The following is a 15,583-nucleotide window of genomic DNA, read 5'->3' on the forward strand; positions in this document are numbered from 1 at the left end:
GTCATTCGGTTCGTCCCACTCACGTCTGTCCGGCTTGACCGGTGCCGCGAAGAGCAACCCAGTCACCTCACCGGTGTCACATTGGCCACACCAGTCACAACCGTACCCGACGCGTCAGGAGTTTTAGAAGGGCGGCCAGGTCCGCAGCGTCCAACCCGTTACGCAGCAGGAAGGAGCGGGTGTCCAGCTCCCGGACGAACTCCACCACCGTCCGGCCGCGCTGCTCCAGCAGCGGGTCCAGTTCGGCGTCCTCCATATAGCGTTCGCGTGCGTGGGGTGGGCCGTGGGTCCGGTACCGTTCGTTGATGCCGCGGGCTGCCCTGATGTAGCCATCGGCGATCAGACCGTCAGGGTCGCCGGCAAGGTCCTGCAGCATCGCCGCCACCATCCCGCTCCGGTCCCGGCCTGCCGCACAATGGATGGCCACCGCGGCCGGGGCCGACGCAATAGCGCGGAACACGTCCACGAACTTCTCCGGGTAGAGCCGGACATTGTGCGGATAGTGAGCGGGATCGTTCAGGTATGGTCCGCAGACGGCGGCGAGCCGCGGATCGCCGGGTTCCTCGGTGGGGGCGGAGAGAATCCTGACGCCGGACCAGGCCGATTCAGGGACGGACGGATCGGTGTCCCGGCGCTGCACCTCATGGGGGTTGCGGAGGTCCACCACGGTGCGGACGCCGTCGTCGTACGCGTTCTGCCAGCCGGTTTCGGTGAGCCATTCGCGGCGGCCCATCCGGAAGACGCCGCCGGCAACGTGCCACGCATTCACGGCACCGTCCCAGCCCACAGTTTGCCCCGCATTCTCCATTCGGACAGCCAACCACACAGCCGCGGCAGCATGCACGCCCGGCGGGTAAGTACCCGGGCAAGTAGGGGCGAGGAAAAACAGGTACTCCGCGCCCGTGACCGCCCCGTCGCTGAAGGCGTACGGTGACACTACGTGCCTGTGTCACTTTGCTCGAACGATCAGAAAAAGGGGAAATTCGATGGCAGCTTCAGCAGTACGACGGCGGCGCTCGGCCTTTGCGGCCGGCCTCGCCACTCTTGTTATGACGGTCAGTCTCGCGGCTCCAGCCCAGACAGCCCCACCGCCGCGAGACGTCGACTACGTCGCGATCGGGGATTCGTACTCGGCGGGGACTGGGGCGGACACCGTAGGCACGACGGCGACTGGCCCTTTCGTGCCGACGCTGCCCTGCACGCAGACTGCCAATGGCTATGTCGACCAAGTGGACCTGGCCACCCCTGTTGTACTGGTGAAAAACGCGGCATGCCACGGAGCGCTTCTTGCACAGCCGACATGGGACGGGGTCACCAGCGTCGAGGATCAGATAGCCCAGCTGACCGCGCAGGGCAATCTCTCCAAGGACACCGAACTGGTCAGCATGACAGCGGGCGCTAACGATGCCGGCGTGAGCAATGTTCTGTTCAACTGCATTGCGGCCACGTCGGATGCTTGCAGCGGAGCCGTTCTGGCGTCTCAGCAGGCTCTGCCGCAGGTTCGCGCAAACCTCATCGCTGCCTTTACTGCCGTTCACAGCCAAGCTCCCCGTGCCAGAATAGTGGTTCTTGGCTACGCCATGCTGTTCAATACAGCCGGCTTCCCAGTGCTTCCGGCGGACCGGCAGGAGCTGATTAACTCGGGAACCGCGGGACTGAACGCCACCATTGCATCGGCCGCTGCAGAGGCAAATACCTTGTACGGGGCGCAGGTCCAGTATGTAGACGTCACGGCAAGGTTTGCAGGCCACGAGGTCAACACACTCAGCCCGTGGCTTTTCCTTTCCCAAGTGGATCCCTTCGAACCCCGAAACTTCCACCCGAACCAAGAGGGACATGCTCAATATGCTGCGGCCCTGGTCGCGTCAGTGAATCTTAAGCAGTTGGCCCGCCCCTAACAGGGGCGCCGCGGCAACTAACGCCACCCAGCTCGCCAAGCACCCCTACCGGTGCTTGGCGAGCCTGTGTTCGAGCCCGTTCCGGACCATGGGCCACTCGTGCTCCAGGATGGAAAACACCACGGTGTCCCGGAGCACGCCGTCCCTGGTCCGCGAGTGGCTGCGGAGCACGCCGTCCTGCTTGGCGCCCAGCCTGGCAATGGCCTCCCGCGACTGGTGGTTGAGCCAGTGCGTCCGGAACTCGACCGCGGGACAGCCCAGGGTCTCGAAGGCATGGCCGAGGAGCAGCAGCTTGGAATCCGGGTTGGTTCCGGTGCCATGCGCCGATGCCGCATTCCACGTGTAGCCGATCTCCACCCGGGGCGTGGCAGCGTCGATATTGCAGTAGGTGGTCATGCCGATGATGCGGCCCGGGCCGCCCGTGGCGGGGTCGATGAGGCGCGTGGTGAAGGGCACCATGGATCCCGCTTCCTGCATGGCCAGCCGTCGGCCGATCTCCGCGGCCATCCCGTCCGGCTCGGGAACGGAGGTGTACCAGAGCTTCCAGAGCCCGCCGTCCCGGGCTGCCGCAACCAGACCGTCGTGGTGGTCCGGGCGCAGGGGCTCAAGAATGACGTGCTTGCCGGTCAGGGTGAGGGGCTCAAGAAAAGTCACTGCACCAGCCTAGGCTCAACCTGCACTGCCGGATACGCTGGGGGCAGCACATGGACGGGCGAGCAAAGGGAGTTGACGTGTCAGGTTCCAATCCGGACCCACAGAACGGCAAGATCACAGGTTTGGAACCGGGTGGCGGAGTGCCGCCGGGCGAGACCCCACCGGGCGAAGGTTCCGTTGCAGACACCCACGAGCCCAGGCAGCGCGGTTCAGGGAAGGGTCAGCAGGTCTTCTGGCTCGGCGCGATCGGCGCGGGTGTCCTGCTGTTCCTGCTCTTCTTCATCGGCTACATCGTGGGGTTCTTCGACTAGGCGTGGTCCTTCCAGTCAAAAAAGCCCTTCCCCGTCTTGCGGCCCAGTTCACCGCGGGCCACCTTGTCCCGGAGGATCTGCGGCGGGGCGAAACGCTCCCCCAGCGTTGACTGCAGGTACTCGGCAATGCCCAGCCGCACATCCAGCCCCACAATGTCGGTAGTCCTCAGCGGGCCGGTGGGGTGCTTGTAGCCGAGCACCATGGCATTGTCGATGTCTTCGGCGGACGCCACTCCTTCTTCCACCATGCGCATGGCTTCCAAGGCGATCGCCACGCCCAGCCTCGATGAGGCAAAGCCGGGGGCATCGTTGACGACGACGGCGGTCTTGCCGAGTGCCTCCACCCACCTTTTCGCGGCGGCGGCCAACGCGGGGGACGTCCGCTCCCCCAGCACCACTTCAATCAGCGTTGAGGCCGGTACCGGGTTGAAGAAGTGCAGGCCAAGAAAGTTCTGCGGGCGCTTGAGTTCGCGGGCCAGGCCGTTGACGGAGAGGGAGGAAGTATTGGAAGCGAGATACGCATCCGCCTGCAGCCGCTCCTCGATGCCGCGCAGGGACGCCACCTTCAGGTCCCAGTCCTCCGGAACGGCCTCCACTACCAATTGCCGGTCCGCGAAGTCGTCGTAGTCCACGGTGACCGCAAGCCGCGACACCATCTCGTCCAGGTTGCCGTCAGTTGCGCCCATCTCGATGCTCTTGGCTGCGGAAGACTCCACCCGTTCCCGGGCGGCCTCGGCCGACTCGTTGTCGCGTTCCACCACCAGGACGTTGGAGCCGTTGAGCAGGAAGGCGTGGGCTATCCCCGCTCCCATGCGGCCGCCGCCCAGGACGCCTACTGTGGCGGGAAGGTTCTCCGGCAGTCTTGAGTTGCTCATGTTTGGTTCGCCTTTTCTGCTTCGGGGGCGCTCTTGGCTGCTTTCCTGGCCGCGTTCTTGTCCAGAAACGTCTGCATGCGGTCAAACTTGGCCTGGGATTCGAAGAGGATTCCCTGCGCCAGCTGGTCAATGATCGGGTGCGCCTCGGCCGGGGCGTGGAAAACGGACTTGGTGATCCGGACGGCCAGCGGGTCCTGGCGGCCGATCCTGTCCGCCAGGTCATGTGCGGCGTCCATCAGCTGCGGAGCCTCGTGGATTTCGGTGATGAGGCTGACGGCCAGCGCCTCGTCGGCCGTGAGTACCCTGCCCGCGAGCAGGATCTGCTTGGCCACCGGTTCACCCACCAGCTCCTTCAGCCGCCAGCTCGCCCCCGCCGCGGCAAGGATCCCCAGACCGGTCTCGGGATTGCCGATCCGGATACCGGGCGTGCCGATCCGGAAGTCAGCGGCGTAGGCAAGTTCCGCGCCGCCGCCCAGGCAGTATCCGTCAAGGGCCGCAATCACCGGCATGGGCAGCTTGGCGATCCGGACGAAGATGGTGGAGTTGATGCCCTGCAGGGCGTCGTCCCGGCGCCGTTCCCGGAGCTGGGCGATGTCCGCTCCGGAGGCGAATACACCGTCCGTGCCGGCGATGATCAGGACCTTCGGGTCCTGCTCCAGTGCGGCGCAGACCTGGTGGAGTTCATCCACCATGCGCTGGTCGATGGCGTTCCTGACCTCCGGGCGGTTGAGGAGGACCACCACCCGGTCAGCCCGTTCCTCAACCAGCAGGGTGGTGAAGTCCAGGGTGCCGAGGTGCCCGGCGGCGCTTTCCTGGGCGGGCATCAGACGCGCTCCAGCAGCATCGCGGTTCCCTGGCCGACGCCGATGCACATGGTGGCGAGGCCGATTTTGGCGTCCTCGCGTTCCATCCGGCCGAGCAGGGTGATGGCGAGCCGTGAGCCGCTGGAACCGAGTGGGTGCCCGAGGCTGATGGCGCCGCCGTCGTTGTTCACAATCTCCGGGTCGAGCCCGAGCCGGCGCATGCTGGCGAGCGACTGCGTGGCGAACGCTTCATTAAGTTCAACGGCGCCAAGGTCACCGACGCTCAGGCCGCTCCGTTTGAGGACCTTCTGGGTGGCCGGGACCGGGCCGATGCCCATGATTTCGGGTTCGCAGCCCGCGGAGGCGCCGTCGATGATGCGGGCGCGTGCGGTCAGGCCGAGCCGTTCGATGGCAGCCTCGGACGCGACGATGATGGCCGAGGCGCCGTCATTCAGGGTGGAGGAGTTGCCGGCGGTCACCACGGAGCCGCCGGGTACCACGGGACGGAGCCCCGCCAGCACTTCCAGGGTGGTCCCGGCGCGCGGGCCTTCATCGGTGTCCACCACGGTCTCGGCCTTGCGGGTCCTCACCGTCACGGGCACGATTTCGTCGGCGAACCGGCCGGCGGCGATGGCTGCGAGGGACCGTTCGTGGGAACGGACGGCGAACGCGTCCGCGTCCTCACGGGTGATGCCGTCCACCCGGGCAACCTCCTCGGCCGTTTCCGGCATGGAGTAGGTCATCTTGCCGTCGCGGGCCAGTTCGCCTTTCTGGAACAGCGGATTGACGAAACGCCAGCCGATGGAGGTGTCGAAGATCTGGCCGGGCTTAGCGAACGCGGTGGTTGGCTTTTCCTGGACCCAGGGCGCCCGGCTCATGGACTCGACGCCGCCGGCAATAACGATGTCCGCCGCGCCGGCCTTGATCATCTGACTGGCCTGGATGATGGCGCTGAGTCCGGACGCGCACAGCCTGTTGACCGTGATGCCGGGGATGTGGAGGGGAAGTCCGGCCAGGAGGGTGGCCATCCGCGCGACGTTGCGGTTCTCCTCCCCGGCGCCGTTGGCGTTGCCCAGAATGACTTCGTCGATGCTGTCCGGGTCAAGTCCGGCCCTGGAAACGGCCTCGCGGATGACCAGCGCGGCCAGATCATCGGGACGGACCGCCGAGAGCGCACCGCCATACCTGCCCACGGGAGTGCGGACACCACCAACAAGAAAAGCCTCGACCATGAGAACATCCTTTACGCCAGGGAGCTGGGACGGGAGGACGGTGAAGACCGACCCTATTTACCGACCGTTCGTTCTGTAAAGACTACACTGCCGCCGCGGGGCCACCAACGGCTTCCGTCATCAAAGAACGACGACGCCGAGGTGCCCGGCCAGGAGCGGGGCCAGCAGGCTCAGCTGATAGTCGTCGATCACCACGCCTGCCAGGCTGCCGAGGCCGCTGATGGTCCGGAAATCCGTGCCGCGGATGTCGAAGTCCTTTAGCCGTGCGCCGGTCAGGTCCAAGGTTCCGATGGTGCAGTTTTTCAGCGCCACCCGCGTGCCGGAAGCGGACCCCAGGTCCAGCTCATTAATGATGCAGTCGCTGATGAGGACGTCCGTCAGCTTGGATCCGCGCAGGTTCAAAAAGTCCAGTTTCCCGCCGTCGACCCGGACCGTTTGCCAGCCGCTTTCATACAGCTCGGCGGAACCCAGCCTCGGATTGTTCAGCTGGACGTCCCGCCACGTGGAGCGGGCGGCCCGGAATACCGGTGCGTACAGCTCGGACAGGATGCAGTCGCGGAAGGTGGCGCCGCGGAGCTGGGTGTCATTGAACGAAACGCCCTGAAATTCGCACTCGGCAAAATCGGCGCCGCTCAACTCCAAGCCGTCGGCCGTCGCACGGCTGTACCGGACGCCGTCGTACCTTTCACTACGCTGGAAGTCCGGAGCGGAATCCTCACGGAGATCAGCCAGGGTGACCGGTGAGAGGCGGGGCGCCGTCACCTTGGCGGCTTTGCTGCCGGGGGCCTTCGCCGCCACTAGAGCGATTCCGCTTTCGCCGCGATTTCGGCCAGATCCTTGGCCAGTGCCTTACGGGTCACGCTCATCCCGAGCTTCCCGAAGAGGGCCATGCTGATTTTGCTGAGCAGGGTCGGCCTGGCCACCTCGGCGCCGAAGATCAGCGCGAGGTCGGTCCCGCCGTCACGCCCGGCCAGGCTGAATTTCGTGGTGTAGTCGGCGCCGCCCTGGTGGGCCTTGACGGTGGTGGTGCGCGGAGGATCGGCCTGCGCCACCCACATTTCCACGGTTTCCGAGCGGCCCATCATGGACCGGGTTTCCTTCCAGCGGGTCCCTTCGCCATAGGGTCCGTCGCTAAGCATCTGGACGGATTCCACGCCGGAAAGGGTGGCGGCTGAGCCCGGAATGTCGGAGATAACAGCCCAGACCTTCTCAGGCGTCGCGCGGATATGCTGCGTCAGGCTTGTGCTGTGGTCCATGCATCGAGCCTAGCCGGGGGGATGGACAATTCAACAGGCAAACAGTGGTCCCCGGCGCCCAGGTAGTAAGCATGCTTTGGTGTTATGGTGAAAAGGCATTGTTTGATCAACCCGAAACGAAAGGCGGCCGGACTATGGGCCTCGGAGACAAGATCAGTAACGAAGCAGAGCATTTGGGCGGCAAGGCAAAGGAAGCTGCCGGCAACGCCACCGATAACGACCGGCTGCGCGCCGAGGGTCAGTCTGACCAGGTCAAGGCTGACGCAAAGAAGGTCGGCGAGGACGTCAAGGACACCTTCAAGCGGGACTGATCCCGCAGCGCCCACGACTGGACGGCGGTGGATTCCCATGGGGGGTTCGCCGCCGTTCTTTTTTGTGTCCCCGGCTACTCTTGCCCCATGACCTACGTAGACCTGAGTGCCGAGAGCATTGCCGGCGGCGGCTCGCAGAACCTCGGCGGGTACCTCGCAACACCATCTGGCCCGGGCCCCTTTCCCGGCGTCGTGATGATTCACGAGGCGTTCGGCCTGGACGCCCAGATCCGCCGGCACGCGGACCGGCTGGCCCGCATGGGCTACCTGACCCTTGCCGTGAACCTCTATAGCGACGGCGGTGCGCGCCGATGCCTGGTCAGCACCATGCAGAGCATGCTCAGGGGCAGCGGCCGGGCGTTCACCGACATCGCGACGGCCCGGACGTGGCTCGCCCGTTCGCCGCTTTCCACCGGAAAAACCGGGGTAATCGGGTTCTGCATGGGCGGCGGGTTCGCTCTCCTGGCAGCGCGCGACAGCTTCGACGCCGCATCCGTCAACTACGGCCGCCTGCCCGGGAACCTGGAAGAAGCCCTCCGCGGGGCCTGCCCCGTCGTGGCCAATTATGGCGGCCGCGACACCACCCTCAAGGGCGCCGCCGCAAAGCTCGAAACCGCCCTGACCAGCCTGGGCATTGAACACAGCGTCAAGGAATTCCCCGCCGCCGGCCACGCGTTCCTCAACGATGCAGACCTCAGCCCGGCCATACTGCGGCCGATCCTGCGCGTCATGGGCATCGGCCCGGACCCCGAATCCGCTCCCGAGGCCTGGCAACGGATCGAGGACCACTTCGCCCGGTACCTCAAGGATGCAGACTCCTGACCCGGGCCACAGCGCCCAACCGACGACGACGGCGGGCCGCCCCCAAGGGTGACCCGCCGTCGTCGTACTGCTCAGCGCGGTACTGCCTGGTGCAGTTCCGCTGGAGCGGAACCTAGCAGAAGAGCTCGCTGTTCGGTTCGTTGTTCCGGACCTTCTGCCAGCCCAGCCAAAGGACCAGCGCAAAGAACGGGATGGTGGCCAGGGTCCAGAGGCCAAGGTGGAAGACCTCGCCGGACTTGCTGGTCATGGTGTCGAAGCCGATCAGGACCGTGATGGCCAGCAGGGCGATCAGGCCGGCCCAGCTGCTCCAGGTGCCGCCGGGTGCGGGCAGGGAGGAGACCTTGCCCTTCTTCTTGCGCAGCGCGATCTGGCTGGCGAAGATGGCGCCCCAGGTGAAGATCACGCCGATCGATGCGGAGTTCAGCGCGAGGTCGAAGGCGTAGGATCCGCCGAGCCAGATGTTGAGCAGGATGCCCACGAGGTAGACGGCGCCGATGGCCAGGATGGCGGCGTACGGCACGTGGCTCTTGGACATCCGGGTCAGCCACTCCGGAGCGTGCCCGTTGTTGGCCATGGTGCGGAAGATCCGGCCGATCGAGTACAGGCCCGAGTTGCAGGAGGACAGTGCGGCGGTGATGACGATCATGTTCATGACGTCGCCCATCCAGCCGAGGCCCATCTGGCCGAACACGGTGACGAACGGCGAGGTGCCGGCCACGTACTGGTCCGAGGGCAGCAGCATGGCCAGGAGGGTCACGGAACCGACGTAGAACACGAAGATACGGAAGACAACGGCACGGATGGCCTTGGGGACTTCCTTGGCGGGGTCCTGCATTTCGCCGGCGGTGATGCCCACGAGCTCAATGCCGTTGTAGGCGAAGATCACGGCGTTCAGGACCAGGATCATCACCAGCGCGCCCTTGGGGAACATGCCGCCGTCGGCTGCGAAGAGGTTGTTGACCGAGGCGTTGCCGTCGCCCACCTGGGCGTTGGTGATGACCATGAAGGTGCCTACGGCGAGGAAGATGAGGATGGCCCCGACCTTGAGGCAGGAGGCCCAGAATTCGAATTCGCCGAACGCCTTGACGCTCAGGAGGTTCACGCCAACGAGCAGCAGCAGCGCGGCGATGGCAGACAGTTCAACAGGGACGTTGGGGAAGAAGAACTGGAAGTACAGTCCGATCGCGATGAGCTCGGCGATGCCGGTCATGGCCCAGTTGATGAAGTACATCCAGCCGGAGAGGTACGCGCCCTTTTTGCCGAACATTTCGCCGGCGTAGCTGACGAACGAACCCGACGTCTGGCGGTACATGATCAGCTCGCCCAGCGCGCGCATCAGCAGGTAGGCGATGATGCCGGCAAGGGCGTAGGAGAAAATGAGCGCGGGGCCGGTGGAGGCCAGGCGTCCGCCGGCACCCATGAAGAGGCCGACGCCGATCGCGCCGCCCATGGCGATCATGGTGACCTGGCGGCCGCTCAGGGACTTCGCGTAGCCCTCGGCGCTGAGGGTGGAGTCGACGACGGCGGGTTGCGCCGTGCGGCTCTCAAGTTCTGTTGGGGTACTTTGAGGCACAACAATTCCTTGTGGGTAGGGGGATTGGCCGCAGCCGTAACATGAATGATTCCGATCACAAAATTCGGTTTTCAGGACCTAAGGCCACCGATTGCGATCGGAATCTTCCGTGTTGTCGAAGCTTCACGCGGCGTATCCATCCTACAAGACGGGCCGGGTGGTACGTGACGCGGGCTACACCTGGCCGGTCTCCAGGACCAGGTTCCGGTCCCCATCCGTGTCCACCCGGTACGCGCGCAGCGGTTCTGTGCCGGTGGTGGAACAGCCCGTGGCCAGCTCAAACGCGTGCTGGTGAAGCGGGCAGATCACCACCTCGTTGTCAATGGTTCCGTCCGCGATGGGCCCGCCTTTGTGCGGACAGACAGCCGCGAGCGCCCGGAGTGAGCCGTCCCGGAGGCGGAAGACCGCAACCTGTTCGCCGTCCACCGCGAAGGCCCGGCCCTCGCCCAGCGGAATCTGGTCAACGGGCCCAAGGACATGTGTTCCGGCGCTTGCCTTGCTGGTGCTTGCCTTGCTGGTGCTTGCCTCGCTGGTGCTCATCGGACCGGCACCTGCGGGAGGACCGTCAGCGGCAAGGACGTTCGGAACTGGCCGGGGGTGAGGGGATCGTCCCGCTCGCTCCAGGGATCCACGTAGGCATCGACCGAGGCCTGGATGGCGGCGTCGAGCTCGCCGGCGATGCCCTCGGAATCCTCCACGATCACGGCGCGCAGATGTTCGATGCCCACCCGGGGAACGAACGCGTAGGTCCGCTCCAGCCAGTTGGCGCGTTCGCGGTAGTACTGCATGAAGCGGCCGGTCAAAACCTTGACCTCCTCCGGGTCGTCCACCGTGGCCAGCAGGTCGCCCTTGCGGATGTGGGCTCCCGCAGCTCCGCCTATATAGATCTCCCAGCGGCCGCCCTCCACGGCCACCACGCCCACGTCCTTGACCAGGGATTCCGCGCAGTTCCGCGGGCAGCCGGACACCGCCAGCTTCAGTTTGGCGGGCGCCTCGATGCCCTGGAACCGGGATTCGATCTCGATGCCGAGCTTGGTGGAATCCCCCGTCCCGTAGCGGCAGAAGTCCTTGCCCACACAGGTCTTCACCGTCCGGAAGCTCTTGCCGTAGGCGTAGCCGGAAGGCATGTCCAGGTCCGCCCAGACCTGCGGGAGGTCCTCCTTGGGGATGCCCAGGAGGTCGATGCGCTGCCCACCGGTCAGTTTGATCAGCGGGACCTTGTGCTTCTCCGCGACGTCGGCGATCCGCCGGAGCTGCTGGGCGGACGTGACGCCGCCCTTCATCTGCGGGACCACGGAGAAGGTGCCGTCGCGCTGGATGTTGGCGTGGACACGGTCGTTGATGAAACGGGCATCGCGTTCGTCGATGTACTGGTCCGCCAGCATCATCTTCAGCAGTGAGGCCAGCCCCATCTTCGATTTTGCGTCTTCGGTACTCCCCGGGGCCAGGGCCTGGAAAACCGAGGAGACGGACCTGAGCCCGCGCTTGCGGATCTCCGCCATCAGCGCCGCCTTGTCCAGCGGTATGCCAGGGACGTAGTAGCTGGCGGCCGGGTCTTCCTCCACGGCTCCGTCCGCCGCCCACTCCACCACCTGCTTCACGAGGAGCTTGCAGGAACCGCAGCCTTTGCCGGCGCGGGTGGCATCCATGGCGCCGGCCACCGTGTTGCAGCCGCCCTTGACGACGCCGACCAGCGCCTTCTTGCTGACACCGTTGCAGTTGCAGACCTGGGCCTCGTCGTCGAGCTCAGCCACGCCGACGTCCTCCCCCGGTGTTCCCAGATCGAACATCAGCCCGATCCGTTCCTCCGGCAGGGGCATGCCGCGGTCGTAGGCCTGGGTCAGGAAGGCCACCTTGCGGCTGTCACCGAGCAGGGTGGCGCCCACCATCTTGTTGTCCCGGACCACGATGGACTTGAAGATGCCCCGGCTGGGCTCGGAGAAAACGATGTGCTCGTCGGTATCGCGCTCCGGGCCGTGCAGGCCCATGGATGCCACCTCGACTCCTGCCACCTTCAGTTTGGTGGCGGTGCGGGAACCCAGATAGGCCGACGTCGTATCGGCACCGGTCACGTGGTTGGCCAGCACCATGGCCTGTTCCCAGAGCGGTGCCACCAGGCCATACACCTGCCCGCGGTGCTGGACGCACTCACCCACGGCATAGATGTGGTCCTCGTCCTGGACGCGCAGCTGGTCATCCACCACAATGGCCCGTTCCACCGGCAGCCCGCTGAGCACGGCGAGGTCCACGTTGGGCCTGATGCCTGCGGCCACCACCACCATGTCGCACTCGATGTCGGGCCGGTCCCGGAGACTGACGCCGGTGACCCTGTCGGTGCCCAGGATTCCCGTGGTCCGGCTGCCGGTGTGGACGCCGATGCCCAGGGCCTCCACGCTGCGGCGGAGCACCGCACCGCCGTCGGGCCCCATCTGTGCGCTCATCAGGTGACCGGCGGAGTGGACCACCTCCACCTCAATGCCATGGCTCCGCAGGCCGTAGGCTGCCTCGAGGCCCAAGAGCCCTCCGCCGATCACCACAGCCCGGCGGTGGTGCTCCTGCTGGGCGTGGGCCACCATTTTGCGGGTGTCGTCGATGGTCCGGAAACCGAAGATGCCGTGCTTCACGGAGCCGCCGGGGGTGTAGAGGCCGTCCAAGGGCGGCATGTGCGAGCTGCTGCCGGTGGCAATGATCAGGACGTCGTAGGGCGTGACCCGGCCGTCGTTGGAGAAGACGTGTTTGGTGGCCTTGTCGATCCTCTCGGCCCGGACACCGGCGTGCAGGTCGATGCCGTTCTCCTGGTACCAGGACAGGGCATTGAGGAAGATATCGGCGTCGCTTTCCTCCCCTGACAGGACATGGCTGAGCATGATGCGGTTGTAGTTTCCGTACGGCTCATCGCCGAACATGGTGATCTTGAACTGTTCGGTGCCGCCCCTGGCCAGGATTTCCTCAACTGCCCGGGCGCCCGCCATGCCGTTGCCGATCACCACCAGGCGGCGCCGGGTATCGCCGCCAGGTTTGACTGGGTGCGGCCGGGCGCGGTGCCGTTCCGCGAGGCTGGTCATCAGTGCTCCACCATGCCGAGATCGATGACCAGGTAACCGGAGGCCGTTTCAGGCGCCACCAGGTACAGCTCGATCACCGTGCCGCCCTCGATGTCCTCCACCACCCGGAGCGGGACATGGACATCGCCCTTGGCCCCGACCGGGAAGTAGCGCATGGGGACGCCGTTGCGCATCAGCACCACGGTGACGAGTTCGCTGCTGGAGTTGCCGCCGCGGAAGTAGAGCGTCTGGTTGATCACGCCGTCGGGGACGTAATGGGACAGCTCGCTGTGGATGGGGACTGGCTTTTCGATGCCCACGCCCTGGAACGGGTAGATGCCCTGCAGGAAAAGGTTCTTGGTGATCACGTCAGGATCCTTTCGGCCGGCGGAAAGAGTGGCACAGCCTTATCCTGCTCCCCCGATGTTTCCGGCCGCCGGTCACCCCGTAACTTTTCCTTTACGCAAACCTCACCGCTTCCGGGCGGCGCCGGGTGCTCAGCGCCTGGTCCCGTACCTGGTCAGGACCACACCGCCGGGGAACGTCCGGGTCTCCAGCAGGCTCAGGTTCACCCAGTGGTCCAGGGCCGTGAAGAACGGCGTGCCGCCGCCTACCAGGACCGGATGGGCGACGATCGCGTACTCATCGATCAGCCCGGCCCGCATGGCCGCCGCGGCGAGTGTGGCACCGCCAGCGGCGGGCGAACTCGATCTGCGCCGGTGTGGCGCCAGGCTGCTGGTCGGCGGTCGGCCAGTGGGAGCTCATCGTCTCCCACAGTCTGCGCCCGTACAGCGACAGGCCCGTCGCCCCCACCCGGTCGGACCACCATTGGAACAGTTCGTCGCTCGGTACGCTCCAGCCGATGTCGTCGCCGGGCGCGGCGATGTAGCCGTCCAGGCTCACGTTCATGGCGAAGGTCAGGCTGCGCATGGCGTCAGTCTCCCGTGAGTGGGTATCCGTTGTACAGACCAGCACGGCGTGGAAAATCGTCGGTCAGGCCACCCCCGCGCTCAGGCCGGGGCGAGCACGCCCTGGTCCATCGAATACCTGAGCCAGCGGCCGGTTTCGTCCGTCCGCGACTTTTCGCTCTTCCGCGCGCACCGGGCAAACCATTCACGCAGGGCCCGGTCGTGGCTGACCATGACCAGGGTCCCGGCGAAGCTCTCAAGCACTTCCTCCAGCTGCTCCACCAGGACCGGAGCGAGGTGGTTGGTCGGTTCGTCCACGATGAGGGTGCCATAGCCGCCCAGGAGCAGCCGTGCCAGGGCAAGCCGGCGTTGCTGGCCTGCGGACAGGCTGCCCACCGGGACGTGGAATTCGCTGGTCCGGAAGAGTCCGAGGCGGAGGAGGGCTTCGGCATGTTCATCAATGTTCCCGCCCAGACCGGCCGCGAAAGCCGGCAGCAGGCGGAGGCTGGGCCGCTGCGGCAGTTCGAGTTCCTGCTGCAGGTAGCCGACCCGGGCAGGCCGCACCACGGTGCCGCCTGCCGGTTCCAGGGTTCCCGCAAGCACGGAGAGCAGCGTGGACTTGCCCGCACCGTTGGGGCCGGTGATGAGGATCTTCTCGCCGGCGCTTGCCTTGAAGTCAGTGGTACGCAGCCTGCCGGGAACATGGACACCGCGGACGGCGAGTACAGGGCCGCCGTCGTCGGCTGCCGCTGAAGGTGACGCGCCGCCGTCGACCGCCAGCTCCGCCACGAGCCGCAGCGGAACGGGCGGGCGGTCCACCGGGCTGGCTTCGAGCCGGCGCAGGCGCTCCTGGGCGTTGCGGACCTTACTGCTTGCGGCTTTCTGCCAGGTGCCGGCCTTGAAGTCGAATCCCACTTTGTCGTTGTCGCGCTGGCGGCCGTAGCCCATGGTCCCGGCCACGGTCTCCGCCTGGCGTTTCTCGGCCGCCATCTCATCGATCCAGGAATGGTACTGCTGGACCCAGCGCTCGCGCTCGGCTGCCTTCTCGCGCAGGTAGCCGTCGTAGCCGTTGCCGTACCGGGTGACGGCGCGGCGCTCGGCGTCCACCTCGATGATGGTGGTGGCCACTTTCCGGAGCAGGACGCGGTCGTGCGAGACCACCACCACGGTGCCGCGGTGGGCCGCCAGCCTGTCCTCCAGCCACGCGGTGCCGCGGGCATCAAGGTGGTTGGTGGGTTCGTCCAGGAGCAGGATGTCCGCCGGATCAGCCAGGACGCAGGCCAGCGCGACACGTTCCTGCTCACCGCCGGAGAGCGAGCCGAGGGTCCGGTCCCGGTCCAGGCCGCCCAGGCCCAGCCGGTCCAGCGCCGCTTCCACCCGGGACTCCGCCGCATAGCCTTCGCGCAGCTGGTACTCCGTCTGCAGCCTGCCGTACAGCTCAAGTTCGTCGTCCTCGGCATCGGCCAGCCCCGCTTCCAGCCGGTCCAGCTCCGCTTCGAGGGCGCGCAGTGAAGCCAGGGACGCGTCAATGGCGGCGCCCACGGTGAAAGACTCCGGCAGGCCGTGGGTCTGGGCGAGGTAGCCCACCCGGCCGTGGCTGCTCACGGTGCCCTCCTCCGGGGCCTCGAGCCCGGCCAGGATCCTGAGCAACGTGGATTTCCCGGCGCCGTTTTCACCCACGATGGCCACGTGTTCGCCGGCGTTGATGACCAGATCGATGTTGTCCAGCAGTTGGCGGTCCCCGTAGCCGTGGGAAACGCCGGACAGGTGAAGGTGTTCAGTCAAAGTATGTCCTCGGGTTTCCCGGTCCAGCCTGCCGATTCAGGATGGGCCCGTCAAGCAACGCGGGGTCACTCATGGCCCATTATTCCCCGCGGAAAGGGCATTGAGTGACCC

At 66.1% G+C, this 15,583-nt stretch carries 16 protein-coding genes and 1 pseudogene; 4 read left to right on the forward strand and 13 right to left on the reverse strand.

Annotated features, from left to right (window positions below; genetic code table 11):
- Positions 1 to 94 precede the first annotated feature (94 nt).
- Complete coding sequence (locus tag ABIA70_RS05220) at positions 95 to 808, reverse strand: tyrosine-protein phosphatase (RefSeq protein WP_354146598.1); 714 nt, start codon at positions 806 to 808, stop codon at positions 95 to 97.
- Positions 809 to 986: 178 nt separating this feature from the next.
- Between ABIA70_RS05220 and ABIA70_RS05225 the strand changes: the two genes are divergently transcribed.
- Positions 987 to 1,898 carry an SGNH/GDSL hydrolase family protein gene (locus ABIA70_RS05225; RefSeq protein ID WP_354146494.1) on the forward strand — a complete coding sequence of 304 codons (912 nt, stop codon included), beginning with the start codon at positions 987 to 989 and terminating at the stop codon, positions 1,896 to 1,898.
- Between the two features lie 45 nt (positions 1,899 to 1,943).
- Here ABIA70_RS05225 and ABIA70_RS05230 read toward each other — a convergent pair whose 3' ends face one another.
- Positions 1,944 to 2,552 (reverse strand): GNAT family N-acetyltransferase, encoded by a 609-nt coding sequence (locus tag ABIA70_RS05230; RefSeq protein WP_354146495.1) that lies wholly within the window; start codon positions 2,550 to 2,552, stop codon positions 1,944 to 1,946.
- 77 nt (positions 2,553 to 2,629) lie between these two features.
- Here ABIA70_RS05230 and ABIA70_RS05235 point away from each other — a divergent pair, with 77 nt between their 5' ends.
- The gene (locus ABIA70_RS05235) at positions 2,630 to 2,863 is read left to right on the forward strand and encodes a DUF6480 family protein (protein WP_354146496.1); all 234 of its coding nucleotides are present in this window, start codon (positions 2,630 to 2,632) and stop codon (positions 2,861 to 2,863) included.
- On the opposite strand, the gene ABIA70_RS05240 is transcribed toward ABIA70_RS05235, so the two are convergent.
- From ABIA70_RS05240 to ABIA70_RS05260, 5 genes are all read right to left on the reverse strand, one after another.
- A complete protein-coding gene (locus tag ABIA70_RS05240; RefSeq protein ID WP_354146497.1) occupies positions 2,860 to 3,738 on the reverse strand; it encodes a 3-hydroxyacyl-CoA dehydrogenase family protein in 879 nt (292 codons plus the stop codon). The genes ABIA70_RS05235 and ABIA70_RS05240 overlap by 4 nt on opposite strands.
- Positions 3,735 to 4,562, reverse strand: a complete 828-nt coding sequence (locus ABIA70_RS05245; protein ID WP_354146498.1) for an enoyl-CoA hydratase/isomerase family protein — start codon at positions 4,560 to 4,562, stop codon at positions 3,735 to 3,737. Before ABIA70_RS05245 ends, ABIA70_RS05240 begins: the two co-directional genes overlap by 4 nt.
- Positions 4,562 to 5,773 carry a thiolase family protein gene (locus ABIA70_RS05250; RefSeq protein ID WP_354146499.1) on the reverse strand — a complete coding sequence of 404 codons (1,212 nt, stop codon included), beginning with the start codon at positions 5,771 to 5,773 and terminating at the stop codon, positions 4,562 to 4,564. The genes ABIA70_RS05245 and ABIA70_RS05250 overlap by 1 nt, the downstream gene beginning before the upstream one ends.
- Before the next feature lie 120 nt (positions 5,774 to 5,893).
- Positions 5,894 to 6,571 carry a pentapeptide repeat-containing protein gene (locus ABIA70_RS05255; protein WP_354146500.1) on the reverse strand — a complete coding sequence of 226 codons (678 nt, stop codon included), beginning with the start codon at positions 6,569 to 6,571 and terminating at the stop codon, positions 5,894 to 5,896.
- The gene (locus tag ABIA70_RS05260; protein ID WP_354146501.1) at positions 6,571 to 7,029 is read right to left on the reverse strand and encodes an SRPBCC family protein; all 459 of its coding nucleotides are present in this window, start codon (positions 7,027 to 7,029) and stop codon (positions 6,571 to 6,573) included. Before ABIA70_RS05260 ends, ABIA70_RS05255 begins: the two co-directional genes overlap by 1 nt.
- A 134-nt stretch (positions 7,030 to 7,163) precedes the next feature.
- Here ABIA70_RS05260 and ABIA70_RS05265 point away from each other — a divergent pair, with 134 nt between their 5' ends.
- Positions 7,164 to 7,340: a CsbD family protein gene (locus ABIA70_RS05265; RefSeq protein WP_108597748.1), complete on the forward strand. Its 177-nt coding sequence runs from the start codon at positions 7,164 to 7,166 to the stop codon at positions 7,338 to 7,340.
- Positions 7,341 to 7,427: 87 nt separating this feature from the next.
- Positions 7,428 to 8,162 (forward strand): dienelactone hydrolase family protein, encoded by a 735-nt coding sequence (locus ABIA70_RS05270; protein WP_354146502.1) that lies wholly within the window; start codon positions 7,428 to 7,430, stop codon positions 8,160 to 8,162.
- A gap of 112 nt (positions 8,163 to 8,274) precedes the next feature.
- On the opposite strand, the gene ABIA70_RS05275 is transcribed toward ABIA70_RS05270, so the two are convergent.
- The 6 genes and pseudogenes from ABIA70_RS05275 to abc-f form a co-directional block, all read right to left on the reverse strand.
- Entirely contained in the window at positions 8,275 to 9,735 is a 1,461-nt protein-coding gene (locus tag ABIA70_RS05275; RefSeq protein WP_354146503.1) for an amino acid permease, read from the reverse strand.
- Positions 9,736 to 9,909: 174 nt separating this feature from the next.
- Positions 9,910 to 10,275 carry a Rieske (2Fe-2S) protein gene (locus ABIA70_RS05280; RefSeq protein WP_354146504.1) on the reverse strand — a complete coding sequence of 122 codons (366 nt, stop codon included), beginning with the start codon at positions 10,273 to 10,275 and terminating at the stop codon, positions 9,910 to 9,912.
- Positions 10,272 to 12,800 carry a nitrite reductase large subunit NirB gene (gene nirB / locus ABIA70_RS05285; protein WP_354146505.1) on the reverse strand — a complete coding sequence of 843 codons (2,529 nt, stop codon included), beginning with the start codon at positions 12,798 to 12,800 and terminating at the stop codon, positions 10,272 to 10,274. The genes ABIA70_RS05280 and nirB overlap by 4 nt, the downstream gene beginning before the upstream one ends.
- On the reverse strand, positions 12,800 to 13,147 hold the full coding sequence (locus ABIA70_RS05290; protein WP_354146506.1) for a molybdopterin oxidoreductase: 348 nt from the start codon (positions 13,145 to 13,147) through the stop codon (positions 12,800 to 12,802). The genes nirB and ABIA70_RS05290 overlap by 1 nt, the downstream gene beginning before the upstream one ends.
- Positions 13,148 to 13,276: 129 nt before the next feature.
- Positions 13,277 to 13,709 (reverse strand): annotated as a pseudogene (locus ABIA70_RS05295) (dihydrofolate reductase family protein).
- 80 nt (positions 13,710 to 13,789) lie between these two features.
- Positions 13,790 to 15,472, reverse strand: coding sequence for a ribosomal protection-like ABC-F family protein (gene abc-f, locus ABIA70_RS05300; RefSeq protein ID WP_354146507.1), 1,683 nt, complete (start codon positions 15,470 to 15,472; stop codon positions 13,790 to 13,792).
- Positions 15,473 to 15,583: the final 111 nt, after the last annotated feature.

Origin of the sequence: Arthrobacter sp. 754 (genome assembly GCF_040548695.1) — a bacterium.
In the GTDB taxonomy this organism is placed as follows: domain Bacteria; phylum Actinomycetota; class Actinomycetes; order Actinomycetales; family Micrococcaceae; genus Arthrobacter.

Bases quoted from the DNA above. Each gene is read 5' to 3' on its own strand.
- ABIA70_RS05220 (WP_354146598.1), bottom strand. From the start codon at position 808: ATGGAGAATGCGGGGCAAACTGTGGGCTGGGACGGTGCCGTGAATGCG.
- ABIA70_RS05280 (WP_354146504.1), bottom strand. From the start codon at position 10,275: ATGAGCACCAGCGAGGCAAGCACCAGCAAGGCAAGCACCAGCAAGGCA.
- ABIA70_RS05245 (WP_354146498.1), bottom strand. From the start codon at position 4,562: ATGCCCGCCCAGGAAAGCGCCGCCGGGCACCTCGGCACCCTGGACTTC.
- ABIA70_RS05265 (WP_108597748.1), top strand. From the start codon at position 7,164: ATGGGCCTCGGAGACAAGATCAGTAACGAAGCAGAGCATTTGGGCGGC.
- ABIA70_RS05240 (WP_354146497.1), bottom strand. From the start codon at position 3,738: ATGAGCAACTCAAGACTGCCGGAGAACCTTCCCGCCACAGTAGGCGTC.
- ABIA70_RS05225 (WP_354146494.1), top strand. From the start codon at position 987: ATGGCAGCTTCAGCAGTACGACGGCGGCGCTCGGCCTTTGCGGCCGGC.
- ABIA70_RS05260 (WP_354146501.1), bottom strand. From the start codon at position 7,029: ATGGACCACAGCACAAGCCTGACGCAGCATATCCGCGCGACGCCTGAG.
- nirB (WP_354146505.1), bottom strand. From the start codon at position 12,800: ATGACCAGCCTCGCGGAACGGCACCGCGCCCGGCCGCACCCAGTCAAA.
- ABIA70_RS05270 (WP_354146502.1), top strand. From the start codon at position 7,428: ATGACCTACGTAGACCTGAGTGCCGAGAGCATTGCCGGCGGCGGCTCG.
- ABIA70_RS05250 (WP_354146499.1), bottom strand. From the start codon at position 5,773: ATGGTCGAGGCTTTTCTTGTTGGTGGTGTCCGCACTCCCGTGGGCAGG.